This window comes from Streptomyces hamibioticus (assembly GCF_047946815.1).
Lineage (GTDB): Bacteria > Actinomycetota > Actinomycetes > Streptomycetales > Streptomycetaceae > Streptomyces.
Map to the genome: position 1 here is coordinate 1,535,042 of NZ_JBKKQY010000001.1, position 24,888 is coordinate 1,559,929.

Sequence of the window (24,888 nt, forward strand, 5' to 3'; positions counted from 1 at the left end):
GCGCGGTCATCGCGAGGGGGGCACCCTGGTCAGATGGGAGTGCCGGAACTCCTGCTGGTCGGCCTGGTCATCCTGCTCGGGCTGGGCGGTGTGCTGCTGCCCGGAGTGCCCGGGTCGTGGCTGGTGTGGGCAGCGGTGCTGTGGTGGGCACTGAAGGTTCCGCAGCCGCTCGCCTGGTTCGTGGTGGTGGGCGCGACCGTGGTGCTGCTGCTCTCCCGGGCGGTGCGCTGGGCGCTGCCGCCCCGGCGGCTGGAGGCGGGCGGTTCCGACGGCCGCCTGATGGCGTACGCGGGCGTCGGCGCGTTCCTCGGCTTCGTTCTCATCCCGGTGCTGGGCGCCGTCCCCGGCTTCATGGGCGGCATCTACCTGGCCGAACGGCTCCGCCTGGGCCGCCACGGGGAGGCACGGGCGGCGCTGCGGACGACGATGCGCACGGGCGGCTCCAGCGTGCTGGCGGAACTGTTCGCCTGTCTGCTGATCACGGCCGCGTGGCTGGGCGCGGTGTTCGCCGGGTGACCGGCCCCGGCGGACCGCGGACTCCGGACTCCGAGTCCCGGACCCAGGACCGCGGTCCGCCGCCGTCCGTCAGGCCGCCCTGAGCACACCCTCCAGCGTCAGCAGCCGCGTCTTGCGGTCCAGGCCGCCCGCGTAGCCGGTGAGGGAGCCGTCGGCGCCGATCACCCGGTGGCAGGGGCGCACGATCAGCAGCGGGTTGGCGCCGATCGCGCCGCCGACGGCCCGGACGGCGGGCCGGGAGGCACCGATGCGGGCGGCAATCTCACCGTAGGTCGTGGTCGCCCCGTAGGGCACGGCGTCCAGGGCGTCCCACACGCGCCGGCGGAAGGCGGTGCCCTCGGCGCGCAGCGGCAGCCGGAACTCCTTCAGCTCCCCGGCGAAGTACGCGTCGAGCTGCTCGGCGGCCTCCCGGAACGGGCCGGGGTCGTGCCGCCGGTCGTCCTGGACGCCGCGCCCGCCCTTCTGTCCGGGCACGGACAGGGAGGTCAGCGCCCCGGCCGGGTCGGCGGTGAGCAGCAGCCGCCCCACGGGGCTCTCCAGTTCGGTCCAGTAGGTCACGGCGGAATCCACGGTCGAGGTCACGGTCACGGTCACTCCAACTCTCCTGCTGCGCGCAGGTGGTGCAGGGCGTACGAGCGCCAGGGGCGCCAGGTGTCGGGCACGTCCGCGCCGGGCGGGGCGACGTCCGGGTCGCCGAGGGCGCGGACGCGGATCTCGGCGACCGTGCGGGCGTCCAGGCCGGGCACGGCGAGCAGCGCCTGCTGGGCGTCGTCCCGGTCGGCGCCCGGATCGAGGCGTACGGCGCCGTCGGCGAGGGCGGCGGCGAGCGCGCCCGGGGTGCCGTCCGGCTCGGCCTCGGCGAGGACGGCCGGTTCGGGGAACAGGTGGGTGAGGGTGCCACAGGGGGCGTCCAGCGTCTTGCCGTACCGCTGGACGAGCCGCTCGGCCTCCGCGCGCCCCACCAGCGCCCGTACCGCCAGTTCGTCGGGGTCGGCGGCGCCCGGCGAGCGCAGCCCGGGGCGGGCGGCGACCAGCGGGGCGAGCCGGGGATCGGCGCCGAGCCGCTCGTCGACGGCGTAGGGGTCGGCGTCCAGGTCGAACAGCCGGCGCAGCCGCTGCGCGGCGGTGGTCAGGTCCCGGGGGTCGGTGAGGTGCAGCCGGGCGTCGAGCCAGCCGCCGCCCGTCCTCGGTGTGCCCGGCCGTTCGTGGACGGCGACGATGCCGGTGCCGTACGGCAGGCGGAGGGTACGCCGGTAGACGCGGCGGCCGGGCGGGCCGCTCACCTCCTCGACGCCCGCGACGGCCTCCCGCTGGAGCAGGTCGAAGACGGGCCCGGACTGGTAGCGGCCCCGGTGGGCGAGCCGCAGCGGGATCCCCGCGGACGGGGCCGCCGTACGGCGGGCGGTACGGGCGCCGCCCGGTGCGGCGGCGCGCAGGGCGCTGGGGGTGGCCGCGTACACGGCCCGGATGGTGTCGTTGAACTGCCGCACGCTGGCGAATCCGGAGGCGAACGCGATCTCGGTGACCGGCATGCCGGTGGTCTGGAGCAGCACCCGCGCGGTGTGCGCCCGCTGGGCGCGGGCCAGCGCGACGGGGCCGGCGCCGAGTTCGGCGGTCAGCTGCCGCTGCACCTGCCGGGCGCTGTAGCCGAGCCGCGCGGCGAGCCCGGCGACGCCCTCCCGGTCGACCACGCCGTCGCCGATCAGCCGCATGGCCCGGCCGACCACGTCCGCGCGGACGTTCCAGTCGGCCGAGCCCGGCACGGCGTCCGGGCGGCACCGCCGGCAGGCCCGGAAACCCGAGCCCTGCGCGGCGGCGGCCGTCGCGAAGAACCGCACGTTGCGCCGCTTCGGCGTGACCGCCGGGCAGCTGGGCCGGCAGTAGATGCCGGTCGTCTCGACGGCGAAGAAGAACGCCCCGTCGAACCGGGCGTCCCGGCTCCGTACGGCCTCGTATCTGCTGTCCTCGTCCATCACACCGTCCAGTCTCCGCCGTCCCGGCGCCCGGGGCTGGCGGAAATCGGACATGACGTCGGGGGCCCCGGCCGCAGGGCCCCCGAGGGACCTAGAGGCGGGGTCCGCGCTTGGCCTCCATGGCCGCCCTCCCCGCGGCGCCCCGGCGCTTCCACTCCTTGCGGATCTCGGCCCGCATCCGGGCGTCGGTCTTGGCGATGATGCGCTGGTTCTCCCGCAGCAGCTTGCGGTAACTCTCCAGCCGTCGCACGGGCAGCTCACCGGCGTCGATGGCGGCGAGTACCGCACAGCCCGGTTCGCTCTGGTGCGCGCAGTCGTGGAACCGGCACTCCTCGGCCAGTTCCTCGATCTCGGCGAAGACCTGCCCCACCCCGCTGCCGGCGTCCCAGAGGCCGACGCCGCGCAGTCCGGGCGTGTCGATCAGCACACCCCCGCCGGGCAGGGCGAGCAGGTTGCGGGTGGTCGTGGTGTGCCGTCCCTTGCCGTCGACGTCCCGCACGGCCCGCACGTCCATGACGTCCACGCCGAGGAGCGCGTTGGCGAGGGTGGATTTGCCGGCGCCGGACTGCCCGAGCAGCACCGCCGTACCGCCGGAGACGACGGCGGCGAGGACGTCGAGCCCCTCGCCCCGTGCGGCGCTGACGGTCAGCACCGGCACGCCGGTTGCGGTCGTCTCCACGTCCTGCACGAGGTGCGCGAGCGTCGCCGGGTCCGGTACCAGGTCGGCCTTGGTGAGTACGACCACGGGCTGCGCCCCCGACTCCCAGGCGAGCGCGAGGAAGCGCTCGACGCGGGCGAGGTCGAGTTCGGCCGCGAGGGACACGGCGACGACGGCGTGGTCGACGTTGGCCGCGAGGATCTGCCCCTCGGAGCGCTTGGACGAGGTGGAGCGCATGAAGGCGGTGCGGCGCGGCAGGTACGTGCGCACGTAGCGCGGGTTGCCGCCGGGTTCGACGACGGCCCAGTCGCCGGTGCACACGACCCGCAGCGGGTCGTGCGGGGTGACGAACGCGGTGTCGGCCCGCACGATCCCGTCGGCGGTGACCACGTCGCACTGCCCGCGGTCGACCCGGACGACCCGTCCGGGCAGCAGCCCCTCGCCGGCGTACGGCGCGAACGCGTCGGCCCAGGCCTCGTCCCAGCCGTAGGGAGCCAGCGCGGAGAAAGCGGTGGAGGAAGCACTGGATGAAGCGGTGGAGGAAGTCAACGGTTGACCCTTCACAGGGTGGCCCCGGCGTACGAGAGAAGGGTGAGGTCAGCCGGAGGCCACGGAGGTGGATTTGATGGGTTGCTGAATGCGGGCAGGGCCCGTCGTCGCGGTGACAGCCATCGGTCGACACCTCCTCGTCCACACGTGTACGCGGCTTGGAACACCCGGAACTCTAGGACGTCCCGTGGGCGGAGCGCCATCGGTTTTCCGCGCGACGACTCCTACGCGCAGTCCTGGCCGTTGAGGGTGAAGTGGCGCGGCGGGGAGTTCTCACCGCTCCGGGAGGCGATCAGCCCGAAGGAGAGGCGGCCGCCGGCGGGGACGGAGCCGTTGTACGCGGCGGCGCCGGCGGTGACCCGCGAGCCGTCCTGCTCGTAGCTCGCGTCCCACATGTGGCGGACCTGCTGGCCGTCGGGGAAGGACCAGGCGACGCGCCAGGAGTCGAGAGCGCTGGTGGTGGTGACGGTGACGGTGGCCTGGAAGCCGTCGGGCCACTGGTTGACGAGGTCGTAGTCGACGCGGCAGACGGGCGGCCCGGCGTGGCCGGCGGTGGGCCGGGCCGCGGTGGAGGACACGGTGCCCTGGGGTTCCGGGTCCGGGTCCGGCGGCCGGTCCTTGCGCTGCGCGGCGGGCCGCGTGGCGTCCGGCCGCGGGGTGCCGCGGGACGGGGACGGGGCGTCCGACGGCGGGCGCGTCGACGGCGACGGCGCGGACGGCAGGGACGGGACGGGGTCGGCGACCGGCCGGCTGCCGACGGTGTCCTCGCCGCTCCGCCCGCCGAGGGGCATCAGGGAGGCGCCGAGCGCGAGCAGGGAGACCAGGACGGCGGTGGCCAGCAGACCGCCCCGCACGACGCCGGCCCGGGGAGCGCCGTCGTCCGCGGGGATGTCGTCGGCCGGCGCGGGCTGCCCGGCGCCGAGGCGGGCGTCGGCGGCCCGGCGGCGGCGCTCCAGGTAGGTGAGGCCGCCCCAGCCGATCACCCCGCCGGCGAGGGCCGCGGGCAGGCCGGCCCCGTCCGCGCGCAGGCAGGCGGCGGCCTCGGCGCAGTCGGCGCAGATGGCGAGGTGGCGTGCGAGGTCGTCCGGGACGCCGGCGACCGGCGACCGGCTGACGGCGTCCAGCAGCCGGGCGTAGCCGCGGCACCGCGGTTCCAGCGGCGCGTCCCGGTGACTCTGCCGGCAACGATCCCGGAACAGCTCGCGGACCTGGGCGAGTTCCTCGGACAGGGTCGCCGGGTCGAGGCCGAGCCGGCGGGCCACCACGACCGGCGGCAGCGCCTCCACGTCGGCCAGCCACAGCAGCTCCGCGTCCGGTGCCTGCATGTCCCGCAGTCCGCGCAGCGCGAGCGGGCGGCGCGGGGGCGGGCCGGTGTGGCGGGCGGCCTGGTCGGAGTGGAGCCACAGCCGCAGGCCGGGGGCGAGGCCGTCGCCCCGCCCGGCGGACTCCCAGGCCGCGGCCGTGGTGCGTACGGCGGTCAGCAGCAGGGGGATGCGGGGCAGCCGGGCCGGGCGGCGGGCGGTGGGTCCGGCAGGGCCGGCCGCGGTGCGGACCTCGCGCATGCCGCGGGTGAACGCCTCGGTGGCGAGCCGGGCGGCCGCCTCGGGACCGGCGGCGCACAGGTCGGCGTACGACAGCACCGCGTCCCGGCATTCGGCGAACTGCGCGGCCTCGGCGGCGTCCTCGGGGATCGGCAGGTCGGGCATGGGTCTCCTGCATCCACGGGCGAGGCCAATTCACCGTCACGTCAGGGGATTTGCAGGGGGGCCTCGCGGCAGGGGCCGAGCCTTTCACGCCCCCGGCACGACTGACAAGCGCCGTCGTCACCGCGCCGGTCCGGCTCCCGGGGGGCGTCCGGAAGCCGGGCCGGCACGTCCCGGCGACCCGCGGGTCACCTCTCGACGGGCTCGTCCGCGGGCAGGCTGTCCATGAAGGAGCTGACCGAGAAGACCGCGCGGCCGGCGCCGGGCGGGCCGTATCCGGGCGGGGAGGACAGGCCGAAGTCCTCCATCGTCCGCCGGTACGCCTCCAGCAGCCGGATGTGGTACTCCAGCGGGGCGCCCTGCGGGTTGGCCTTGCCGAGCGGCGTGGTCGGCTCCGGGCACCAGGTGGTGAACCGGGGCGTGATCCCGTGCGACATGAAGAACCGCAGACCCTCGGTGGTCGACGCGATCGCCTCGTCCACGGACGTGAAGCCGAACGGCTCGGCCATCTCCACGCCGGCGACGAAGTTCGGGATGACGTTGCGGGCGCCGAAGACGTCGGCGGAGTCGAGGATGCGCTTGTGCCACTCGTCTCGGCCGACGTACCGCTCCTTGCCGGGGCAGTACAACTCGAACAGGCGCCGGTCCCACACCTCGTAGTTGGGGTGGTAGATCTGCACGCCGTAGTCCTTGAAGCGCTGGACGTCGTCCTTGGGCAGCGCCTGGGCGACGACCTTGCCGATCCAGCGGCCGGGGAAGCGCTCCTCGATGGCCTTGGCGTAGTGGCCGTAGAAGTCGGCCTCGTCGCGTCCGGAGACCGTCTTGGTGATCGCGCCGCCGGTGAGGGTGTAGGCGGTGGAGGCCTTGGCCGTGTCGTAGCGGTCGATGATCTCCAGGGCCTCCAGCACCTCCTCGACGTCCTTGACGCCCGTGTAGGGCCGCCCGGCCGCCTTGTGCTGGCGCCAGTTGTGGTTGATGTCGCAGTACTGGCACTCCTCCTTGGCGCCGAAGTACTGGCAGACCCGGAAGACGGTCAGGTAGATCAGGTAGCCCCACTGGATGGTGGGGGCGACCTCCATGACCGACTTCCCGTTGGCGAGGGTGTGCCGGTAGTACTCGGGCATCGGCGGCACGCCGACGTCCGAGATCCGCCTGCCGTCGAGGTAGAGGCCGAGCATGCCGCTGTCGTCGGCGGCGACGCGGTACGGCGAGGACGGGTTCACCCGGACCGAGACGACGGTGCGGCGCAGGTCGTAGGGGCCGCCGGTGAGGATGATCTCCTCGGGCGGGCGGCGCAGCGCGGCCTCCCCCAGCTCCGGCAGGGTGCCGTGGTCGAAGGAGAAGATGAAGTACGACTTCGGCTTGACCTCGCCGCTCTCGTTGTCGCTGAGGGCGGACGCGTCGAAGGCCACCCCGCCGCGGAGCAGGTCCTCCTTGAAGACGGCCTCCCGCGGTACGTGCGGAAAGCGCTCCATCAGATCCTCGACCAGCGCGGTACGGCTGCCCATCCCGTGTCTCCTCCCGGTTCCAGGCGTTCGACTTCTCACGGTATGCCCCCGCCGGTGCGGCTCCCCGGCCGGGTCCCGTCCAGCGCCCCGGGTAGGTTCCGCGGTATGACCGAGATCACCGTGACCAACTGGGCCGGCAACATCACCTACGCCGCCAAGGAACTGCACCGGCCGCGCACGCTGGCCTCGCTGCGCGCCCTGGTGGCCGGCAGCGCGCGGGTGCGGGTGCTGGGCAGCGGGCACTCCTTCAACAGGATCGCCGAGCCGGGGCCGGAGGGCGTCCTGCTGTCGCTCGCCGAGCTGCCGCCCGAGGCCGAGGTCGACACGGCGGCCCGTACGGTGCGGGTGGGCGGCGGTGTCCGGTACGCGGAGCTGGCCCGCCGGGTGCACGCGCGCGGGCTGGCGCTGCCGAACATGGCGTCGCTGCCGCACATCTCCGTGGCCGGGTCGGTGGCGACCGGCACGCACGGCTCGGGGACGGCCAACGGGTCGCTGGCGTCGGTGGTCCGCGAGGTGGAGCTGGTCACGGCGGACGGCGGCACCGTCACCGTGGGCCGGGGCGAGGAGCGGTTCGGCGGCGCGGTCACCGGTCTCGGCGCGCTCGGCGTGGTGACCGCGCTCACCCTGGACCTGGAGCCGGCCTACGAGGTCGAGCAGCACGTCTTCACCGAGCTGCCGCTCGCCGGACTGGACCCGGCGGCGTTCGAGACGGTGATGGCGGCGGCGTACAGCGTGAGTCTGTTCACCGACTGGCGGGCGCCGGGCTTCCGGCAGGTGTGGCTCAAGCGGCGCGCCGACCGGCCGCTGCCGCCGTTCCCGTGGGCCGCCCCGGCCACCGCGAAGATGCACCCGGTGCCGGGCATGCCCGGGGTCAACTGCACCGAGCAGTTCGGGGTACCGGGGCCCTGGCACGAGCGGCTGCCGCACTTCCGGGCCGAGTTCGTGCCCAGCAGCGGCGCCGAACTCCAGTCGGAGTACCTGATGCCCCGCGAGCACGCGGTGGCCGCGCTGCACGCCATGGACGCGATACGGGGCACCCTGGCACCGGTGGTGCAGACCTGCGAGGTGCGCACGGTGGCGGCCGACGCGCAGTGGCTGAGCCCGGCGTACGGGCGGGACAGCGTCGCCGTGCACTTCACCTGGGTGGCGGACACGGCGGCGGTGCTGCCGGTGGTGCGGCGGCTGGAGGAGGTGCTGGACGGCTTCGCGGCGCGCCCGCACTGGGGCAAGGTGTTCACGACGGCGCCCGAGGTCCTGCGCGAGCGGTATCCGAGGCTGGACGACTTCCGGACACTGGCGCGGACCCTGGACCCGGCGGGGACGTTCGCCAACGCGTTCGTGCGGGACCTGCTGGGCGGCTGACGCTCCCAGAGGGCCACTGCCACTGTCCACTGCCCGCACGCCCCTGCCGGCCCGTCAGCGGCCGCCCGGCGGCGGGGCCTTCCGCGCGGGATGGATTCCGGTTCATGACCACAGGCAGACACGCCGTACTGCGGCGTTCCATACAAGCCACGCTGATGTGTGATGGCCCTGGTGATGACCGCGCTCACCGCACCGCCGGCAAGGGCAACCCCGACTACCTGATCACCCAGCGGATCAAGGGCAAGATCGACGCCACGGCCTCCTCGCCCGGCCCGGACGACTACATCCGGGTCGCCGTCGTCCGACGACACCATGCTGCGGGTGATCGACGGATGGGTCACCGTCCGCTACATCGACCAGTTGGAGACGATGTGGGCCCATCCCCGGTCCTGTGACTGACCAAGTCGCCGGCCGCTTGCCGGGGCCACCGCGGCGGTGCCGTCCGGTGACCCCGGCAGCCTGTCAGTGATCCGCGCAGCACGGCGTGGGGTCGGGGAACTCGAACGGGACCAGCGTGCCGCCCGCGGCCGGTGTCGCGGCCAGCACGAGCCGGCCGTGCTGCCACTGCGGGCGGACGTGGCCGCGGGTCACCACGGGAGTGTCGCCGGACGGTGGCTCGGGGCCGCCCAGGACGGTCACCCGGTCGATCGCGGAGCGGGCCAGCAGTTCCGCGACCGGCAGCGTGCCGGTGAGCGCCTCGGCGCCGGGGTAGAGGACGGCACGGCCGACGGCGTCCGCGGGCGTGTCCGCCAGCGCGTACCCCTGGGCGGCGAGGCGCTCGCGGGCCGTGCGCAGGACCGGCTCCGAGGCGACGGCCAGCGACAGCGCGACGCGCGGCCTCTCCCCCCGCACCAGGTGGGTGCAGCCGAACGTGTCCTCGGGGAGGCGGAGTCCGGCCGCCAGCGTCCGGAGCAGGTGATCGGCCTCGCGCAGGTCGGTGGCGTCGGTGTCGATGCCGACGACGTACGGCGGCGGGGGCGGGGGCACGGTCACGACGGCAGGACCCACACCGGGTTGGAGTAGAACCACAGGTCGCGCCACGGGTCGGCGTCGCCGACGACGTCGATGGCCGGGCCCGCCGGGTCGACGGCCGCACCCATCGCGCCGACGGCCGACCGGTTGCCGTCGGTGCCGCGCAGGCGGACGTAGAGCGGACGGTCGACGCGGCCGAGGCCGTAGGTGAGGCGGACGGTGCCGGCGGACTTGTTCACCTCGTAGGACTTGACGACCCTGGCCGTGGGCGCGGTGAAGGTGTCCTTGTCGGCGGCCTCGCCGGTGACGTCGCCCTGGATGACGTCGACGCGGGCCAGCGTGGGCCGGAACCCGGCCCAGTTGGGGCCGCCGGCCAGGGCGACGTCCACGCTCAGCGTGACCTCGGTGCCCTTCCTGACGTGCAGCGCGCCGCCGAGCGTGGCCCAGCGGCCGCCGCCCGTCATCCGGACGTCGAGGCCGCCGATGAGCTGGCCGTGGTCGACCCAGACCCGGCCGGCGCGGATGCCGTCCATCACGGCGGCGTAGGAGAAGCGGTCGGCGCCGACGTGGGTGCGGCTGTACTGGCCGGGCCAGAAGTCGCCCTGAGTGAGGTCGATCCCTCCGCCGTAGACCGGGTCCTCGTAGCGGCCGTTGGCCTTGAAGTCGCTGTTCGGGCCGCGGACCGCGGTGTCGGCGTAGACCTGGTGGGAGTCGGAGTTGGCGGTGATCCACCAGGGCTTGCCCTCGGCGAGCAGGCTGTCCCACAGGCCGCCGACGGTGGCGGTCATCCAGTCGAAGCCGCCCCAGGTGCGGTAGCTCTCCAGCGGGTAGCCGGGGAAGGAGTTGGCGCCGGGGCCGCCGTCGTAGATACCGCGGGCCCGGCCCATGCCGAGCGGCTCGGGCAGGCCGGCGGCCTGGTGGCCGGGGGCGCCCTCGAAGCCGACGGCGATCTGCCGGTGGCCGGGCGTGGCATCGCGCCAGGCGCGGATCTCGTGCGGGGAGTCGATGCCCTTGCGGGCCGGGTGGTTGGCCAGCATCAGGACGTCCCGGACCTTGCGGCGCCGCACCTGCTCGGCGAGGAAGGTCAGGCCGGCGACGGCGAGCGCCTCGTTGGCGGGCGTCGAGGCGGAGGCGCCCTTGACGCTGCCGTCGTAGTCGGTCTCGAACTGCTTGAGGACCTCGACCTCGTGGCGGCCGGGGTGGACGAAGACGGTGCCGTGCTCGGCGGCGGGGATGTTCCACTCCAGGCCCTGGAAGACGAGGGTGTCCGCGTAGGCGTCGCGGGCCTCGCGGATGTCCGGGTTGACCTTCTCGACGCCGATCCTGGCGTGCGTCTCGCTGCCGTGGTCGGTGATGACCAGCCAGTCCATGCCGTGTCGGGCGCCCTGGCGGACCTGGTCGACGACGCGGTACTTGCCGTCGCTGCTGTACTGGGTGTGGATGTGGTGGTCGCCGGCCAGCCACAGGAACCTCTTGCCGCGCCGGCCCCGGTCACGGTCGCCGGCGTACGCGGGCGCGGCCCCTCCTGGCGCGAGCACGCTGCCGGCCGCCAGCCCCGCACCGAGCAGGCCGGCCCGGCGCAGCAGGGAACGGCGCGACTGCTGCTCGGCGGTGAGGGCCTCGTCGGGGACGGAGGTGTCGAAGGCGGCGGGCAGGGGTGCCGTCGTCTCGTGCCCGTGGTGGTGGTCGTGCCCCTGACCGTGGTGGTGATGCCCGTGCCCGTGTCCCATGGTGTGCCTCCCGAGTGCCGCGGCCTGCTCGCGGCTGCCTTCCGCGGCGCGTTGTCGCCGCGTGGGGAGGATCGATGCGGAAGATGAACCTTGAACGACTGTGGTGTGAGGGGCGGGTGCCGCGCACACGGCGGGTCGGCTCCTCCTCGACGCCCGCCCCAACCCCCTTGTGGATCGGCCGCGTTGCCCCGAAGAATCGCCGGAGCCCGTCGAAGCGGATGCGAGGAGCACGATGAGCACCACCGAGAACCCCGCCGGCCGCCGGTGACGCCGGAGACCACGGGACCGTACAACCGCCGGGTCCGGCTGCTCGTCGAGGTCCGCGACGACCAGGACGAACTGGAGCTGGCGACGAGCCTGTTCACGGCCCGGGGCTGGGGCGTGCGCCCGGCCCGGGACGGTGACGCGGTCACCACGGACGACGGCTGGGCCGGACTGCTGGTGGAGATCCCGGTCCACGGCTCCCGGTGGACCGCGAGGTCGGCCGCCGTCGAGCGGCTCACCTCGCTCGCCGAGCAGCGGAAGGTCGACCTGTGGGTGCGGGAGACCAAGCTCGTACCGTCCAGGCCCCGCGAGGCGCAGACCGTCTACCACGTCCATCGCAGGGTGCCGGACGACGCGGGCCCCGTGCGTCGCTGGTTCGCCGAGCACTGGGCGGCCGTCGGCGGCCTGGACGTACGGCACACCCTGAACCTGCGCGGCGAGCACTCCGACGACACGCGGGAGCAGGTGCTCGCCGAACTGGAGGGCCGCAACATCGGGGGCCCGCCGTTCGACCGGGCGGTGCACGACATACGCCGGGGCATCGGCCCCCGGACCGGTGCCGGACCGGACGAACCGCGGCCCGGTGCGGGCACGGTCGCCGCGGTCTGCGCGCTCGTGCTCGTCTGCGCCCTGAGCGGCAGCGTCATCGGAGCCCTCGCCTCCGGGTGGCGGTTCGCGGCACTGCTGGTGCCGGCGGTGATCTGCTGGCCGCTGGGTGCGTGGATGACCTCGAACGCACCGCGTCCGTGGCTCGTCCGGCTGGGCTGCGGCGTCTTCTTCACGGGCGCCATGACGTTCGCCGGCTGGCTGTGGGGAAGCTCCGACGACACCGAGCTGTCCGGGGTCCTCACCGGACTGGGCATCGCACTGGGCGCCGGCGCCATGGCCCTCGGCCTGTGGTACGCGCTCAGCGCGTCCTGGTTCAGCCGAAACGTGCAGTGGTTCCTGCCCGTGCTGGTGGCACCGCTGCCCTTCGTCATGCCGTGGGCCGGGTCCTTCCTGCACGCCGTGTACCTGGAGGACATGTTCGGGATTCCGGCGAACACGGTGCACGTGGGCTTCTACTGGCGGTACGCCGTGGCGTTCCGCCCGCTGGCCGTGACCGTACTGTCCGTCCTGGGCCTCATCGCCCTGGCGGGCTGGTCCCGGCACTTCAATGTGCCGGCGCCCATCAGCGGCTTCTTCCGTCTCCTGCTGTGCCTGGCGGGGCTCATCGCGGTTCTGACGGTGACCCAACTCGCCCTGGGCGACCTGGAACGGGCGGCCGGGCGGACCATGGACGCGGCGGCCGCGGGCCGGCGGCCGCCCGGATACTTCGGTCTTCGCGCCGAGCTGGTCTGCGTCGAACCGCTCGGCAAGGAGATCTCCGTCGTCAACGGACCCGTCCCGACGAGGCATCCGGTCGTCTCCTTCCAGCCCAGCGGCGACACTCTCTGGCTGTGGGACCCGGCCCCCGAGCGCGGCGGCGACACCGTGCGCCACGCCCTGCGGGTGCGGGCGGAGGACGTGGCGTTGGTCCGGGCGACGGGCCGGCGCTGCTGAGCGTCCGTGCGGCGCACGGCCCTCCGGTGACCGTCGGCCCCGCCACCGGGCGGCCCCGGGGCGCCCTGCGGTGGAGGGGCGCGGCGCGCGGCACGCCCCCGCCGCAGTGGTAGGGCATCGCCGGCCCGACCGCGGCCCGTGCCGCCGTGTCCGGGTCGCCGGTGGATACTCTGGGCCGTTGCCTGGCACCCGCAGGCTCCTGGAGGTCGCCCCATGCCCCGCGCAGGTCTCACACCCGAGCGCATCACCCGCGCCGCCGCCGAACTGGCCGACGAGGTCGGGTTCGCCGGCGTCAGCCTGTCGGCGCTGGCCCGCCGCTTCGGCGTCAAGGACGCGAGCCTGTACTCGCACGTCCGCAACCTTCAGGACCTGCGCACCCGGCTCGCCCTGTACGCGGGAGGCGAGCTGATCGACCGGATCGCCGACGCCGTAGCGGGACGGGCCGGCAAGGACGCGCTCGTGGCGTTCGCGGGGGCCTACCGGGAGTACGCCCTGGCGCACCCGGGCCGGTACGCGGCGACGCAGATCCGCGTGGACCGGGAACTGGTCGCCGACTCCCCCACCCTGCGCCGCACCGCCGACATCACCTACGGCCTGCTCCGCGGCTACGGCCTGGCGGAACCCGACCTCACCGACGCCGTCCGCCTGCTGCGCAGCACCTTCCACGGCTACTGCGCACTGGAGGCGGCCGGCGGCTTCGGCGACCCCCGCGACGTGCGGGCGTCCTGGGACAAGGCGGTCGAGGCGCTGCACGCGGCGCTGGAGCACTGGCCGCACGAGACCGGCGGGGCCACTACCGGGTGACGCCCTTGCCGAGGTCCAGCACCTCGCGGTACGCGGGCGTGGTCCCCGCCGGTACCCGCCCCGCCCGGATGTCGGCCACCGCCTCCAACGCGGCGCCCAGGGCCCGCCGGTAGAGCAGCGAGCCGAGGCTGACCCGGCGGACGCCGAGATCGGCGAGGTGCGGGAGCGGGGGGCCGCCGGGCGTGTAGAGGACGTTGAGGGGCACGTCGAGCCGGCGGACCAGGGCGGCGATCCGTCCCGGATCGGTGAGGCCGGGCACGAAGACGCCGTCGGCGCCGGCCTGCCGGTAGGCGTCGAGGCGGCGCAGCGTGTCCCGTCCGGCGCCGTGACCGTCGCCGAGCCAGTACGTGTCGGTGCGGGCGTTGACGAAGAGTCCCGGCACCGCCGACTTGACCGCGGCGATCTTGGCGGCGTGCCGGTCGGCGGGTCCGAGACCGTCCTCCAGGTTGATCCCGGCGGCGCCGACCGCGGCGAGGTGGCGGGCGAACTCGGCCACCTCGTCGGGGTCGTCGCTGAAGCCGTCCTCGGCGTCGACGGAGAGCAGGAACGGCTGCGAGCCGAGCGTGAGGGCGAGCTGCAGGGTCTGCTCACGGGTCGCCGACGCCCCGTCGGGCAGCCCGGCGGCCGCCGCGACGGCGAGGCTCGTCGTTCCGATCGCCCGGAAACCCTGCGCGGCGAGGGCGACCGCGGACGCGTGGTCCCAGGCGTTGGGGAGCAACAGGGGCTCGTCGGCGCGGTGCAGAGCGGCGAAGTCGGTCATGCGGCGGACGCTAGCCGCCGGTCGGTTCGGCGACGGCCGAACGGTACGCGTGAGCGGGCCGGGGGTACCCGAGCGGCACGGTTGTCTCACTCACGAGGGGTGACATGACGAACGGCAGGACGAGCGGAGGAACGGGCGAAGGGCGCCGGGACGACCGCCCGAGGCGCACGTGGCAGGACAGCTTATGGGCCATCGGGCTGCTCGCCCTGATCACGGGCGTCGGGGTCCGGCTGGTGTTCAACGGCCTGGCGGCGTGGCCGTACGCCGTGGTGGCCACCGTGCCGGTGGTGGCCTGGATCATGTGGTTCGTCCGGCGGCGGCGCCGGCACGACGCCGCGACGGCCGGCACGGCACCGGACGACGTACCGGTCATGGAGCGGCAGATCCTCAAGGGCGAGCCGCCGCCCCGGGATCCGCGGCGGCGGCAGGCCATGGCGGCGCTGGTGGACTCGCGTCAGCGGAAGCTGCGCCGCCACCGCTGGTGGGCGTTCCCCCTCCTGGCGGTGATCTCCTTCGGTACGTCGGCCCTGTGGTTCAGCGCCGGCTCCGTCACGGCGGGCAGCTCCCTGCTGGTGCTGGCGGTGGTCTTCATGGGCTGGATGACCTGGCATCACCGCCGCTTCGACCACCGTCTGACCCGGATGCGGCAGCGGTTGCAGAGCTGAGCCGCGGCGGCAGCAGCCCCTGGGCGACGAGTCCGTCCCGCACCAGCCCCGCGTACACGGTGGCCCCGTACTCCGAGGTGTGGGTGTTGTCCCGCTTCTCGTCGTACAGGTAGAGCGCCTTGGACGCCTCGGCGCCGAGGGACTCCACGAGCTGCTTGGTCCGCGCCGTCAGGTCGATCAGCGGCACGCCCTGCCGCGCCGCGACGGAGCGCATCACGGCCGGGTGGTCGACGCCGAGGCCGTTGACCAGCAGGGCGGTGTCGTTGTTCAGGGTGCCGTCGCCGTTGAACCAGCGGCGCACCACCGGGGTGACCAGGACGGGCCTGCCGCCCCGGTCACGGACGCCGGCCACCAGGGTCTCCAAGTTGGCCCGGTACGTCGCCTCGTCGGTCGTCTTGTCGTTGTGCGCCAGCTGGATCAGGACCAGGTCCCCGGCGCGGACCCGTGCCCGGACGGTGCCCCACAGCCTGGGGTCGGCCAGGTAACTGACCGTGCTCTCCCCGGAGTCGGCGTGGTTGGCGACGGACACTCCCCGGCGCAGGAACTGCGGGAGCTGCTGCCCCCAGCCGGAGTAGGGGGCGCCGGGCTGGTCGCAGACGGTGGAGTCGCCGACGAGCAGGATCTGCCGGGCGTGCCGCGCTGGGGTCACCCGGATCCCGGCGAGGGCGGGCGCCGGGCCGCCGACGGTCAGGTCGAGGCCGGGGGAGCCGTCGGGACCGGTGGGCTCGCCCTCGGGGGTGCGGACGTCCACGGTGAAGCTCCGCACGGCCCGCTCCCCCGCCCCCGTGGCCGTCTCGGCGAGCAGCGAGCGCCGGCCCTCCCCGCCGATGCGGGTACGCGCGGCCCGCTCACCGCCGAGCAGCACCGTCACGTCGTACGTGCCCGGTGGCACGTCGAAGTGGCAGCCGGTGCCGGTGCAGGGCCCGAGCCCCGGCCGCGGTTCGTGCGCACGGGCGGGTACGGCCGTCAGGGCACCGGCGGCCAGGGCGGCCACCGGTACCAGGGCGAGCAGCCGTCTCACGCCCCCTCCCCCGCGGTGTCGGCGACGGGGACGCCGAAGTCGGGGGTGCCGTCGGGCTTCCAGCCGAGGGTCTGGACGCGGGTGTGACGGTTCGGGTCGTGGAGCGGGTCGCCGTCGATCTCCTTGTACTGGCGGGCGTGGTAGACGAGGACGTCGGTGCGGCCGTCCTCGGCGACGGTGAAGCTGTTGTGGCCGGGGCCGTACTGCCGGGTGGTGTCGTTGCTGGTGAAGACGGGGGTCGGCGACTTGGCCCAGCTGGCCGGGTCCATGAGGTCGGCGCCGGCGTCGGCGGTCAGCAGGCCCATGCAGTAGTTGGCGTCGGTGGCGCTGGCCGAGTACGTCATGAACAGCCGGCCGTTGCGCGCGATGACCGCCGCGCCCTCGTTGACCTTGAACCCGACGCACTCCCAGTCGTATTCGGGCGTGGACAGCCGCACCTGAGGCCCCCTCAGGGTCCACGGGTTCGCCATCTCGGACAGCCACAGGGCGGTGTTGTTGTCCATGCCGGGCTCGTGCTGGGCCCAGGCGAGATAGCGGGTGCCGCGGTGGGTGAAGGTGGTGGCGTCCAGGGAGAAGGTCTCCCACGCCGTCTTGATCTGCCCCTTCTCGACCCAGGTGCCCTGGAAGGGGTTGGGGTGGGCGTTCTCCAGGACCCACATGCGGATGTCCCAGACCCGCTCGGCGGGCGCGGCGGCGAAGTAGATGTACCACGTGCCGTCGATGCGGTGGATCTCGGGCGCCCAGATGTGCGCGCCCATGTCGCCGGTGGCGTGCTTGCGCCAGATGACGGACTCGTCGGCGGTCGCGAGGCCGTTCAGGGTGCGGGAGCGGCGCAGGATGATGCGGTCGTACTCCGGGCTGGTCGCGGTGAAGTAGTACCAGCCGTTGCGGTGGCGGTGGATGTGCGGGTCGGCGCGGTTGCGGACGAGGGGGTTCACGTACGGGTCCGGATTCGGTCGGGCGGCGGGGGCGGCGTGCGCGAGGGCGGGCGTGGCGGCGAGGGCCGCCCCCGCGGCGGCGCCCTTCAGCAGCAGGCGGCGACTGGGGACTTCGGGCAGCTCGTGGGCACGGCTCATGCGGACTGCCTCTCGTGGCGAGGTGGCGTTCACCATGGCGTTCGATAACTCGAACGTCATTTGAGATGACGAACGACGGAAAAGGTAAGGGCGTGACAGGAGGAGGTCAACGGGTTGGCTTAGCGTCGAGTCATGACCAGCGACTTCGCCGACGCCCTCGCCGCGGGTCCGCTCGTGCTCGACGGCGGCATGTCCAACCAGCTCCAGGCGGCCGGTCACGACCTGAGCGACGCCCTGTGGTCGGCGCGGCTGCTCGCCGACCGCCCGGAAGCCATCGCCGACGCCCACCTCGCGTACTTCGAGGCGGGCGCGGACGTGGCGATCACGGCGAGCTACCAGGCCACGTTCGAGGGCTTCGCCGCCCGGGGCATCGACGGCGACCGGACGGCCGGGCTGCTCGCGCTCAGCGTGGAACTGGCCCGTGACGCGGCCCGGCGGGCCCACACCCGGCGCCCGCTGTGGGTGGCAGCGTCGATCGGCCCGTACGGCGCGATGCTGGCCGACGGCTCCGAGTACCGCGGCCGGTACGGGCGCACGGCAGCCGAGCTGGAACGCTTCCACCGCCCCCGCATGGAGGTGCTGGCCGCGGCCCGCCCTGACGTCCTCGCCCTGGAGACGGTCCCCGACACCGACGAGGCGGCGGCCCTGCTGCGGGCGGCACGCGGCCTCGGCGTCCCGGCCTGGCTGTCGTACTCCGTCACCGGCGGCCGCACCCGCGCCGGCCAGCCCCTGGAGGAGGCCTTCGCCCTGGCCGCCGACGCGGACGAGGTGGTCGCGGTGGGCGTGAACTGCTGCGCCCCCGAGGACGTGGACGCGGCCCTGGCCGTGGCGGGGCGGCTGACGGACAAGCCGCTCGTGGCCTACCCCAACAGCGGTGAGACCTGGGACGCCCGGGCCCGCTCCTGGACTGGCAGCTCCACGTTCACCGCGGAAAGGGCGGCGGGGTGGCGCGCGGCCGGCGCCCGGCTGATCGGCGGCTGCTGCCGGGTGGGCCCGGAGACGATCGCATCCGTCGCCGGAACGACACCGGCGCACGGCTGACCCTGCCGGGCGAAGGCGTCGGAGCCGGGCGGCCGGGGCACCGCCGGGCCGAAGTCACTCGCGTCCCGCACACCGTCCCAGGGGTCGTGGCCGTGCGGCACCGGCGGGCGGAAACGCCGGGGGCCGGGTGCCTCCCCGTGCACACCGTGACCGCCGGTGCCGTGCGCGGTGCCGGGGTCAGCCTCCCGCGTCGACGTTGTTGTCGGGCGCCCCGTCGCCCACCGGGGGCAGGTCTCCGCGCTCCACGGGGGAGGCGGTGGCCTCGGGGCCGGCGGGCGGGAGGAGGGCCTCGGCCTCGGCGGCATCGGGACGGTGGGCCGCGGTGGCCGCCGCGCGCAGGACGTCGCGCGGGACGGCACCCCGGTCGGCGGCGATCCGCACCACATGGTCGTCCTCGGGGCGGGCGTACTCGTGCCGCTGGGCCCCGGCGCGGTACCAGGCCTCGCCGTCGCGCTCGCAGGTCGTCCACTTCCGCGCGCCCTTCGCGCAGGTGCCGGCGTCGGCCGAAGCCCGGTCGACGAACAGGCTGAGCCGGCCGCCCTGCGCGGAGACGTACACCGCGGAGAAGCCGTCGGCGCCGTACACCCCGACGGACTGCTGGGCCAGGGTGTAGCCCGGGGACCCGGTGACGTAGACCAGTTCCGGCGCCACGCCCAGCGCGCGGGCCCGGGCCGCCAGTTCGGCGGACGGGGCGGCGTCCGCGGCGGAACCGGAGCCGGAGCCGGCCCGGCGGGCCTCGTCGGCCCGCTCCGTGCCGCAGGCCGTGAGCAGCAGCGGCGCCAGCAGCAGCGCGGGCAGGACTCGTAGGACGCGTACATGACGGATCATGCCGTCATCCTGCCAGCACCCGTAGCCGGCCTCATGTCCGTTTCCTTCAAGACCGGCCCCGCCGTCCTGCCTACGGTGGTGGCATGACCGCACGATTCAATGCCATCGGCCTCGTCGTCTCCGACATGGCCGCCTCCGTGACCTTCTACCGTCGCCTCGGCTTCCCCTTCCCCGAGGGCTCCGAGGAGCAGCCGCACGCCGAGGCCGAGTTGCCGGGCGGGATCAGGCTGCTGCTGGACACCGAGGAGACCGTCCGTTCCTTCCACGCCGGCTGGCAGCCGCCGACCGGTGGCGGCCGGGCCTCGCTCGCCCTGCTGTGCGACGCTCCGGAAGAGGTGGACGCGGTGTACGAGGAGCTGGTCGGGGCCGGGTACCAGGGCGAGCTGAAGCCCTGGGACGCCTTCTGGGGGCAGCGGTACGCCGTCGTGACCGACCCGGACGGCAACGGCGTCGACCTGTTCGCCCCGCTACCGGCCCAGTAGGGCACCCGGCGCCAGGCCCGTCAGCGCCCTCACCTCCCGGGTGAGGTGGGCCTGGTCCGCGTATCCGGTCCGGGCGGCGGTCTCCGCGAGGGAGACGCCGGCCCGGGCGAGCGTCAGCGCGCGCTGCAGGCGCAGGACGCGGGCCAGCGTCTTCGGGCCGTAGCCGAAGGCGGCCAGTGCGCGGCGGTGCAACTGACGGGCGCCGATGCCCAGTTCGTCGGCGGTCGCGGCGACCGGGCGGCCCGCGTCCAGGGCCGACACCACCCTCGCCAGCAGTGGGTCGGGCGGGTCGGCGTCGGCCGCCCGGGAGAGGGCCGCCGCCTCCAGACCGTCCGCCGGGTCGGCCGCCGCGTTCACCCGGGCCGTCAGCCGGCGCACCTCCGCGGCCGGCCACAGGTCGGCGAGGTCGACGCGCCGGTCGCGCAGCTCGTGCGCGGGGACGCCGAGGAGGGCGGGCGCCGTGCCGGGGTAGAAGCGGATGCCCGCCCAGCGGCCGGCGGGGCCTTCGGTGAGGTGGGCGCGCGTGTCCGGGCCGGCGACCAGCAGCCGGCCCTCGTGCCACAGCAGGTCCATGCAGCCGTCGGGCAGGATCCGGCTCCCGCCGGTCCCGGTGGGGGTGTTCGTCCACACCACCGCTCCGGTCAGCCGGGCCGCCCGTTCCGCGTACACGCAGGCCAGGCTACGCCGCCAGGGGCTCCGACGCTGCCGCGGGCGGCCGCCGCACGCCCGCCCGAAGGCGGCGGACAGGGTGGGGCAGGCGCGGATGATGAACGCTCCCGCCAGTGTCCATGGCGTCAGCGCACACGTGGGCTACGGGGCGTCCGGGCGGTGGCGGGGCAGGTCGCGGTCGGAGGGCTTGTGGCGGGGCCGGTCGCGGTCGGCCGGCAGGTGCTCGGGCTGCTGGTGACCGGACAGCTCGTGGCCGGACGGCTTCGGGGTGGTCGGGTGGTGCCGGGCGTGGGTCCGCAGGCGGGCGGTCACGTCCTCCGGCGGCAGGAAGCGGGACCATCGCTCGGGGAACTCGGACGGCATGTCGGGGTCCGCCTCGCCGTTCGCGGCGGCACGGGCCACGTACTCGGCGACCTGCGCCTGCCGCAGCCGCTCGTTGGCCTCGCGGGCGGCGGCGGTGGCGGCGGCCGGCCAGACCCGGTCGATGGCGGCGTTGACCGCGGCCCCGACGAGCACGGCGAACGCGGACACACCGATCCACAGCAGCACGGCGACGGGTGCGGCCAGCGAGCCGTAGATGGTGGGTCCCTCGACGGTGCTGGTGAGGTAGATGCGCAGCAGGAAGCTGCCGAGCACCCACATCGCGAGCGCGACGAGCGCACCGGGCACGTCCTCGATCCAGGGCGAGCGCACGGGGACCGAGACGTGGTACAGCGTGGTCAGGAACGCGATGGACAGGACGATGACGACCGGCCAGTACAGCACCTGCACGACGGTCGCCGACCACGGCACGACCCGCACCACCGCGTCCGGTCCGGCCACCATCAGCGGCAGCGCGACCGAGCCGATCAGCAGGGCGACGAGGAAGAGGAGGAAGGCCAGCAGACGGGTCTTGACGATGCCCCGGACGCCGTCGAGGCCGTACATCACGGTGATGGTGTCGATGAAGACGTTCACCGCGCGGGAGCCGGACCACAGGGCGAACAGGAAACCGAGGGAGATGACGTCGGGCCGGCCGCCCTTCATCACGTCGTCCAGGATCGGCTCGGCGATCTGCTCCACGCCCTGCTCGGACAGCACCGCGCGGGAGGCGTCCAGGATGTTGGCGCGCACGCTCTGCGTGGTGTCCGCGCCGGTCAGCAGGTCGACGTAGCCGAGCAGCCCGATGACGCTCAGCAGCAGCGGCGGCACCGACAGCAGGGTGAAGAACGCGGCCTCGGCCGCCAGGCCCAGGATGCGGTACTCCACGCAGGAATTGACGGTGTCCTTGAGCAGCAGCCAGGCGGTCCTCCGCTTGGAGACGTTCCGGTAGAGGGCACGGGCCCGGTGAAGGCGTCCGGAGGGTCGCTCGGGGGGTTCACTTGCTGACTGCACGTCCTAAAGGTATCCGCCGCGCGGGACACCACTCACCTGCGGAGGTCGCCGGACACGGGCGGGCCGGAACGGGGTACGTTCACGTCATGGCAGGCGACAGCACCCACACCGTGACGAACCAGGTCCCGCCGCTGGTCGGGTACGACGTGTTCACCGCCGACCGGGCCCTCGTCGCCGCGGTCGACCGGCATCTGCCACCGGAGCTGCGCGGGGAGGCGGCGGCGGAGCTGTCCGGCCTGGGCCGCAGCTGCGGGTCGGCGCAGGTGCTGGAGTGGGGCGCCGAGGCCGACGCGAACCCGCCCCGGCTGCGCACCCACGACCGCTACGGCCACCGCCTCGACGAGGTCGACTTCCACCCGGCCTGGCACCGGCTGCTGGGCAAAGGCGTCGCGGCGGGGCTGACCGCGGCCTGGGGCCGGCCCGGCGGGCACGTGCGGCGCGCCGCCGCCTTCCTGATGTGGACGCAGGTCGACGCCGGTGTCGGCTGCCCGCTGTCGATGACCCACGCGGCCGTCCCCGCCCTGCGCACCGACCCGGCGCTGGCCGAGGAGTGGGAGCCGCGGCTGACCTCCACGGTGTACGACCGCGGGCTCAGGCCGGCCCACCTGAAGGCGGGGGCGCTGTTCGGGATGGGCATGACGGAGAAGCAGGGCGGCAGCGACGTACGGGCGAACACCACCTCCGCCCGGCCGCTCGCCGAGGACGGCGCGTACGAGCTGACCGGGCACAAGTGGTTCTGCTCGGCGCCCATGTCGGACGGCTTCCTGGTGCTCGCGCAGGCGCCGGGAGGGCTGACCTGCCTGCTGGTGCCGCGCGTACTGCCCGACGGCACCCGCAACCCGTTCCTGATCCAGCGGCTGAAGGACAAGCTGGGCAACCGCTCCAACGCCTCCGCCGAGGTCGAGTTCGCCGGGACCTGGGCGCGCCGGGTGGGCGAGGAGGGGCGCGGGGTGCGCACCATCATCGGGATGGTGGCGGCCACCCGGCTGGACTGCGTGCTGGGCTCGGCGGGGCTGATGCGGCAGGCGGTCGCACAGGCCGTCCACCACTGCGCGCACCGCGAGGCGTTCGGCGGGCGGCTGATCGACAAACCGCTGATGCGCAACGTCCTGGCCGACCTCGCCGTCGAGTCGGAGGCCGCCACCGTCCTCGGCCTGCGGCTCGCGGCGGCCTACGACAATGCCGCCGGCGGCGACGAGCGGGAGCGGGCGCTGCTGCGGCTGGCGGTGCCGGCGGCCAAGTACTGGGTGACCAAGCGCTGTGCGCCGGTGGCGGTGGAGGCCGCCGAGTGCCTGGGCGGCAACGGGTACGTCGAGGAGTCCGGGATGCCCCGGCTGGTGCGCGAGTCGCCGCTGAACTCGATCTGGGAGGGCGCGGGCAACGTCCAGGCGCTGGATGTGCTGCGGGCGTTGCAGCGGGAGCCGGCCGCGCTGGACGCGTGCCTGACCGAGGTGGGCGCGGCACGCGGTGCCGATCACCGGCTGGACGCGGCGATCAAGGGCCTGCTGACCGAACTGGCCGATCTGGAGGGCGCCGAGGGGCGGGCCCGGCGGCTGGTGGAGCGGCTGGCGCTGGTGCTCCAGGGGTCGCTGCTGGTGCGGTACGCGCCGCCGGAGGTCGCCGACGCCTTCTGTGCCGGCCGGCTGGGCGGCGACGGGGGCGCGGCGTTCGGCACCCTGCCGCCCACGCTGGACCTGGCGTCGGTGGTGGAGCGGGCCCGGCCGGTGTCCTGACCCGGGCGGGAACCGCGCGCGGCACGGCGCGCGTCCTGCCGGGCGTGGTCTGCGGCGGGAGATGTGGCGGGGGTGGTGCTGCGCCGACACGGCACCACCCCCGCGACACTGGCCTTCGAGGCCGTGAGCGCCGCTCAGGACGGCGCTCAGCAAGTCTCGGCCACCCGCGCGGCGGTCCACCAGAGTTGCAAGGGGTTGCAACTTGCTGCTGACTGGGTGCGGACTGTGCCCCCGGCACAGGGGCAGGCGGTCATCATGAGACGAACGACCGGTACGGAGTCCGCAGGAGGACCAGGAGCAGTGGCGCTCTCGCCGATGGACGTGACGCAGTTCGCCGCCGTGGACACGGCGCGTGCGGCTCGGGTGCTCAGCGAGGTTCGTTCGGCCAGGCTGTCCGGCGGGCGGGCGCCGGTGGCGCCGCGCCCGGTGATCGAGCAGTCCTGGGAGCGGATGCTGCGCAGCGGCGTCGACCCGGACCACGACTTCCGGTCCGGGCTGCTGCCCCGCGAGGAAGTGGAGCGGCGGCGGGAGTCCTCGGCGCTGCGGCACGTGCTGCCGGTGCTGCGGGAGGGACTGCTGTCGGTGGCGGACGTGGCCCACCACATCATGGTGGTCGCCGACGACGAGGGCCGGGTGCTGTGGCGGGAGGGCAGCCCGCCGGTGCTGCGCAAGGCCGACGGCCTCGGCTTCGAACTGGGCGCGGACTGGCGGGAGGACGTCGTCGGCACCAACGGCGTGGGCACCCCGGCGGTGACCCGGCGCCCTGTGCAGGTGTTCGCCTCCGAGCACTTCGTGCGCTCGCACACGACCTGGACGTGCGCGGGTGCCCCCATCACCGATCCGCGCGACGGCCGGCTGCTCGGCGTGGTCGATGTGAGCGGGCCGCTGGAGACGATGCATCCGGCCACGCTCGCCTGGGTCGACTCGGTGGCCAAGCTCGCCGAGGCCCGGCTGCGCGAGCTGCACGCGCAGTCGCTGGAGCGGCTGCGCGCCGTGGCGGCGCCGGTGCTGGCCCGGATGTCCGGCCGCGCCCTGGTGGTGGACCGGGACGGCTGGACCGCGGCGGTGACGGGGATGCCGTACACGAGCCGGGTCGCGCTGCCCAAGTCGTGGGCGGCGGGGCCGCGGTGGCTGCCGGGGCTGGGTGCGTGCACGGTGGAGCCGCTGGCCGGCGGGTGGCTGGTGCGGGCGGCGGCGCGGGAGGCGGACGCGGGCGGGGCCACCCGGATCGTGCTCGATCTGCGGCATCCGCGCCGCTTGTCGGTGGAGGTGCTGGGCGGCGCCGGGCCGTGGACCCACGAGCTGAGTCCCCGGCACGCCGAGTTGCTGTACCTGCTGGCCGTGCAGCGGTCCGGCCGGAGCGCCGCGGGGCTGGCCGCGGACCTGTTCGGCGACCCGGCCCGCACGGTGACGGTACGGGCCGAGATGTCGCGGGTCCGGCGGTACCTCGGGGGGCTTCTGGAACACCGGCCGTATCGTTTCGGCGAGGGCACGGAGGTCGAGGTCCGGCTCCCCGACGACCCCCGGGACCTGCTCCCCCACTCGACGTCACCCGTGGTGACCGCCCGCCGCGACTCGGCACGGACCTCCTGACCGGGTCCGCCGGGCCGTCGGCCGGTGGACGGTGCGGTGCGGGTGGTCCGGCAAGGCGGTTTCTT

General features: G+C 74.7%; 22 protein-coding genes. 9 read left to right on the forward strand and 13 right to left on the reverse strand.

What is annotated here, in order from left to right; all coding sequences use genetic code 11:
• Positions 1 to 33 precede the first annotated feature (33 nt).
• Positions 34 to 516 carry a DUF456 domain-containing protein gene (locus ACLGIH_RS06930; RefSeq protein WP_416524332.1) on the forward strand — a complete coding sequence of 161 codons (483 nt, stop codon included), beginning with the start codon at positions 34 to 36 and terminating at the stop codon, positions 514 to 516.
• 69 nt (positions 517 to 585) lie between these two features.
• On the opposite strand, the gene ACLGIH_RS06935 is transcribed toward ACLGIH_RS06930, so the two are convergent.
• The 5 genes from ACLGIH_RS06935 to ACLGIH_RS06955 all read right to left on the reverse strand — a co-directional run bounded on the left by ACLGIH_RS06935 (position 586) and on the right by ACLGIH_RS06955 (position 6,907).
• Positions 586 to 1,110 carry a methylated-DNA--[protein]-cysteine S-methyltransferase gene (locus tag ACLGIH_RS06935; RefSeq protein WP_416524333.1) on the reverse strand — a complete coding sequence of 175 codons (525 nt, stop codon included), beginning with the start codon at positions 1,108 to 1,110 and terminating at the stop codon, positions 586 to 588.
• Positions 1,107 to 2,489, reverse strand: coding sequence for a bifunctional transcriptional activator/DNA repair enzyme AdaA (locus ACLGIH_RS06940; protein WP_416524334.1), 1,383 nt, complete (start codon positions 2,487 to 2,489; stop codon positions 1,107 to 1,109). Before ACLGIH_RS06940 ends, ACLGIH_RS06935 begins: the two co-directional genes overlap by 4 nt.
• A 91-nt stretch (positions 2,490 to 2,580) precedes the next feature.
• Positions 2,581 to 3,696: a ribosome small subunit-dependent GTPase A gene (gene rsgA / locus ACLGIH_RS06945; protein WP_416524335.1), complete on the reverse strand. Its 1,116-nt coding sequence runs from the start codon at positions 3,694 to 3,696 to the stop codon at positions 2,581 to 2,583.
• A gap of 224 nt (positions 3,697 to 3,920) precedes the next feature.
• A complete protein-coding gene (locus ACLGIH_RS06950) occupies positions 3,921 to 5,402 on the reverse strand; it encodes a cellulose binding domain-containing protein (protein WP_416524336.1) in 1,482 nt (493 codons plus the stop codon).
• Positions 5,403 to 5,587: 185 nt separating this feature from the next.
• The gene (locus ACLGIH_RS06955; RefSeq protein WP_416524337.1) at positions 5,588 to 6,907 is read right to left on the reverse strand and encodes a radical SAM protein; all 1,320 of its coding nucleotides are present in this window, start codon (positions 6,905 to 6,907) and stop codon (positions 5,588 to 5,590) included.
• A 105-nt stretch (positions 6,908 to 7,012) separates the two neighbouring features.
• On the opposite strand from ACLGIH_RS06955, the gene ACLGIH_RS06960 reads away from it, so the two are divergent.
• Entirely contained in the window at positions 7,013 to 8,269 is a 1,257-nt protein-coding gene (locus ACLGIH_RS06960; RefSeq protein WP_416524338.1) for a D-arabinono-1,4-lactone oxidase, read from the forward strand.
• Between the two features lie 462 nt (positions 8,270 to 8,731).
• On the opposite strand, the gene ACLGIH_RS06965 is transcribed toward ACLGIH_RS06960, so the two are convergent.
• Both ACLGIH_RS06965 and ACLGIH_RS06970 read right to left on the reverse strand, forming a co-directional pair.
• Positions 8,732 to 9,256 carry a hypothetical protein gene (locus tag ACLGIH_RS06965; protein ID WP_416529310.1) on the reverse strand — a complete coding sequence of 175 codons (525 nt, stop codon included), beginning with the start codon at positions 9,254 to 9,256 and terminating at the stop codon, positions 8,732 to 8,734.
• Positions 9,257 to 9,258: 2 nt separating this feature from the next.
• Positions 9,259 to 10,971, reverse strand: coding sequence for a PHP domain-containing protein (locus ACLGIH_RS06970; protein WP_416524339.1), 1,713 nt, complete (start codon positions 10,969 to 10,971; stop codon positions 9,259 to 9,261).
• A 264-nt stretch (positions 10,972 to 11,235) separates the two neighbouring features.
• Here ACLGIH_RS06970 and ACLGIH_RS06975 point away from each other — a divergent pair, with 264 nt between their 5' ends.
• Both ACLGIH_RS06975 and ACLGIH_RS06980 read left to right on the forward strand, forming a co-directional pair.
• Positions 11,236 to 12,777, forward strand: a complete 1,542-nt coding sequence (locus tag ACLGIH_RS06975; protein ID WP_416524340.1) for a hypothetical protein — start codon at positions 11,236 to 11,238, stop codon at positions 12,775 to 12,777.
• Positions 12,778 to 12,990: 213 nt separating this feature from the next.
• The gene (locus tag ACLGIH_RS06980) at positions 12,991 to 13,581 is read left to right on the forward strand and encodes a TetR/AcrR family transcriptional regulator (protein WP_416524341.1); all 591 of its coding nucleotides are present in this window, start codon (positions 12,991 to 12,993) and stop codon (positions 13,579 to 13,581) included.
• Here ACLGIH_RS06980 and ACLGIH_RS06985 read toward each other — a convergent pair.
• A complete protein-coding gene (locus ACLGIH_RS06985) occupies positions 13,571 to 14,341 on the reverse strand; it encodes an isocitrate lyase/PEP mutase family protein (RefSeq protein ID WP_416524342.1) in 771 nt (256 codons plus the stop codon). The two genes, ACLGIH_RS06980 and ACLGIH_RS06985, sit on opposite strands and share 11 nt — an antisense overlap.
• Positions 14,342 to 14,445: 104 nt before the next feature.
• Here ACLGIH_RS06985 and ACLGIH_RS06990 point away from each other — a divergent pair, with 104 nt between their 5' ends.
• A complete protein-coding gene (locus tag ACLGIH_RS06990) occupies positions 14,446 to 15,006 on the forward strand; it encodes a hypothetical protein (RefSeq protein WP_416524343.1) in 561 nt (186 codons plus the stop codon).
• On the opposite strand, the gene ACLGIH_RS06995 is transcribed toward ACLGIH_RS06990, so the two are convergent.
• Positions 14,930 to 16,027: a rhamnogalacturonan acetylesterase gene (locus ACLGIH_RS06995; protein WP_416524344.1), complete on the reverse strand. Its 1,098-nt coding sequence runs from the start codon at positions 16,025 to 16,027 to the stop codon at positions 14,930 to 14,932. The two genes, ACLGIH_RS06990 and ACLGIH_RS06995, sit on opposite strands and share 77 nt — an antisense overlap.
• Positions 16,024 to 17,103, reverse strand: coding sequence for a glycoside hydrolase family 43 protein (locus ACLGIH_RS07000; protein ID WP_416524345.1), 1,080 nt, complete (start codon positions 17,101 to 17,103; stop codon positions 16,024 to 16,026). Before ACLGIH_RS07000 ends, ACLGIH_RS06995 begins: the two co-directional genes overlap by 4 nt.
• 132 nt (positions 17,104 to 17,235) lie before the next feature.
• Between ACLGIH_RS07000 and mmuM the strand changes: the two genes are divergently transcribed.
• Positions 17,236 to 18,144: a homocysteine S-methyltransferase gene (mmuM, locus tag ACLGIH_RS07005; protein WP_416524346.1), complete on the forward strand. Its 909-nt coding sequence runs from the start codon at positions 17,236 to 17,238 to the stop codon at positions 18,142 to 18,144.
• A 177-nt stretch (positions 18,145 to 18,321) separates the two neighbouring features.
• Here mmuM and ACLGIH_RS07010 read toward each other — a convergent pair whose 3' ends face one another.
• On the reverse strand, positions 18,322 to 18,972 hold the full coding sequence (locus ACLGIH_RS07010) for a hypothetical protein (protein ID WP_416524347.1): 651 nt from the start codon (positions 18,970 to 18,972) through the stop codon (positions 18,322 to 18,324).
• 83 nt (positions 18,973 to 19,055) lie between these two features.
• Between ACLGIH_RS07010 and ACLGIH_RS07015 the strand changes: the two genes are divergently transcribed.
• The gene (locus ACLGIH_RS07015) at positions 19,056 to 19,454 is read left to right on the forward strand and encodes a VOC family protein (RefSeq protein WP_416524348.1); all 399 of its coding nucleotides are present in this window, start codon (positions 19,056 to 19,058) and stop codon (positions 19,452 to 19,454) included.
• On the opposite strand, the gene ACLGIH_RS07020 is transcribed toward ACLGIH_RS07015, so the two are convergent.
• Positions 19,440 to 20,123 carry a helix-turn-helix domain-containing protein gene (locus ACLGIH_RS07020; protein WP_416524349.1) on the reverse strand — a complete coding sequence of 228 codons (684 nt, stop codon included), beginning with the start codon at positions 20,121 to 20,123 and terminating at the stop codon, positions 19,440 to 19,442. The genes ACLGIH_RS07015 and ACLGIH_RS07020 overlap by 15 nt on opposite strands.
• Before the next feature lie 141 nt (positions 20,124 to 20,264).
• Complete coding sequence (locus ACLGIH_RS07025) at positions 20,265 to 21,497, reverse strand: YihY/virulence factor BrkB family protein (protein WP_416524350.1); 1,233 nt, start codon at positions 21,495 to 21,497, stop codon at positions 20,265 to 20,267.
• 86 nt (positions 21,498 to 21,583) lie between these two features.
• Between ACLGIH_RS07025 and ACLGIH_RS07030 the strand changes: the two genes are divergently transcribed.
• The gene (locus tag ACLGIH_RS07030) at positions 21,584 to 23,230 is read left to right on the forward strand and encodes an acyl-CoA dehydrogenase family protein (protein ID WP_416524351.1); all 1,647 of its coding nucleotides are present in this window, start codon (positions 21,584 to 21,586) and stop codon (positions 23,228 to 23,230) included.
• Between the two features lie 300 nt (positions 23,231 to 23,530).
• Entirely contained in the window at positions 23,531 to 24,823 is a 1,293-nt protein-coding gene (locus tag ACLGIH_RS07035) for a GAF domain-containing protein (protein ID WP_416524352.1), read from the forward strand.
• Positions 24,824 to 24,888 lie beyond the last annotated feature (65 nt).

Excerpts from the sequence above, each read along its gene's own strand:
- ACLGIH_RS06990 (WP_416524343.1), top strand. The coding sequence starts at position 14,446 with ATGACGAACGGCAGGACGAGCGGAGGAACGGGCGAAGGGCGCCGGGAC.
- ACLGIH_RS06985 (WP_416524342.1), bottom strand. The coding sequence starts at position 14,341 with ATGACCGACTTCGCCGCTCTGCACCGCGCCGACGAGCCCCTGTTGCTC.
- ACLGIH_RS07010 (WP_416524347.1), bottom strand. The coding sequence starts at position 18,972 with ATGATCCGTCATGTACGCGTCCTACGAGTCCTGCCCGCGCTGCTGCTG.
- ACLGIH_RS06955 (WP_416524337.1), bottom strand. The coding sequence starts at position 6,907 with ATGGGCAGCCGTACCGCGCTGGTCGAGGATCTGATGGAGCGCTTTCCG.
- ACLGIH_RS06970 (WP_416524339.1), bottom strand. The coding sequence starts at position 10,971 with ATGGGACACGGGCACGGGCATCACCACCACGGTCAGGGGCACGACCAC.
- ACLGIH_RS06930 (WP_416524332.1), top strand. The coding sequence starts at position 34 with ATGGGAGTGCCGGAACTCCTGCTGGTCGGCCTGGTCATCCTGCTCGGG.
- ACLGIH_RS07015 (WP_416524348.1), top strand. The coding sequence starts at position 19,056 with ATGACCGCACGATTCAATGCCATCGGCCTCGTCGTCTCCGACATGGCC.
- ACLGIH_RS07000 (WP_416524345.1), bottom strand. The coding sequence starts at position 17,103 with ATGAGCCGTGCCCACGAGCTGCCCGAAGTCCCCAGTCGCCGCCTGCTG.
- ACLGIH_RS06940 (WP_416524334.1), bottom strand. The coding sequence starts at position 2,489 with ATGGACGAGGACAGCAGATACGAGGCCGTACGGAGCCGGGACGCCCGG.
- mmuM (WP_416524346.1), top strand. The coding sequence starts at position 17,236 with ATGACCAGCGACTTCGCCGACGCCCTCGCCGCGGGTCCGCTCGTGCTC.
- ACLGIH_RS06950 (WP_416524336.1), bottom strand. The coding sequence starts at position 5,402 with ATGCCCGACCTGCCGATCCCCGAGGACGCCGCCGAGGCCGCGCAGTTC.
- ACLGIH_RS07030 (WP_416524351.1), top strand. The coding sequence starts at position 21,584 with ATGGCAGGCGACAGCACCCACACCGTGACGAACCAGGTCCCGCCGCTG.
- ACLGIH_RS06960 (WP_416524338.1), top strand. The coding sequence starts at position 7,013 with ATGACCGAGATCACCGTGACCAACTGGGCCGGCAACATCACCTACGCC.
- ACLGIH_RS06980 (WP_416524341.1), top strand. The coding sequence starts at position 12,991 with ATGCCCCGCGCAGGTCTCACACCCGAGCGCATCACCCGCGCCGCCGCC.